Origin of the sequence: Verticiella alkaliphila, assembly GCF_018904615.1 — a bacterium.
In the GTDB taxonomy this organism is placed as follows: domain Bacteria; phylum Pseudomonadota; class Gammaproteobacteria; order Burkholderiales; family Burkholderiaceae_B; genus Verticiella; species Verticiella alkaliphila.
Genome location: NZ_JADCNH010000108.1, coordinates 1 through 841, shown reverse-complemented (window position 1 = coordinate 841; position 841 = coordinate 1). Strand labels below are relative to the sequence as shown.

Annotated in this window: 1 pseudogene; it reads right to left on the bottom strand. The window is 75.1% G+C overall.

The features are described 5' to 3' along the window. Positions 1 to 841 (bottom strand): annotated as a pseudogene (locus IMZ29_RS22430) (hypothetical protein); the annotation flags it as partial.

Below are 841 nucleotides of genomic sequence, written 5' to 3'. Positions count from 1 at the left end.
GCGCAGCAGCCGCAGCCCGAGCTGCTCGGCCTGGGCCGCCGCCTTCTGTTGGCGCTGTCGGGCGCTCGCCAGCGCGGCCTCGGCCTGCTCGGCGGCCTGCTGGGCCCATTGCAGTTCGGCATGCCATGCGCGCGGATCGGCCGGCGTGTCGCCCATCTCGACCGGTGCCAGGCCTGCCAGCCGCGCGCGCAATCGCTCGCACAGGCGCTGCCCGTCGGCCAACGCGCTCTCGAGCGCAGGCAAGCCCTGCGGGGCGTGGATGGCGAGCTCGCGCTCCACGGCCTTCACGTCACGCTGAGCGGCCTGCAGATGCTCGAACCGCCGCTGGGCATCGGCGAGGCTGCGCTCGCCGATGGTGCGCAGGAGCCGTTCACGACGCGCTTCGGCTTGCGCCTGGGCGTCGGCCAGGCTCACGAGATCCGCGCCACCCGGCACGATGCGCAGCCAGCCGCCGCCCGCGAGCCGCAGTTCGGCTGGTTGCGTGAGCCAACGCTCGCCCTCGTCGGGCAGCGCTTCCTCGCCCAGCAGGAGCGCCTCACCCGCCAGCGCGAACTGCAGGCGCGTGGCCGCGGTGGACTGCCGCAGCGCGAGCGCGTCGAGCTCGGCGCTCACCGCGCGCAAGGCATCCAGATCCGCGGCTTCCATGCGCAGCTGCACGAGCGTCTGGGCCAGCTCGGTGCGACGCTGCGCCAGGGCCTGCGCCTGCGCTGCCGACCGGGCGAGGCGATCCACCTCCTCGGTCTGGCGCACGAGCATGATGTCGACGTCACGCCGCTCGCCGGCGGCACGGGCGGCCTCCATGCGCGCCCGGGTGGCGGTGAGCGCCGCAGCCGCCGTCTCG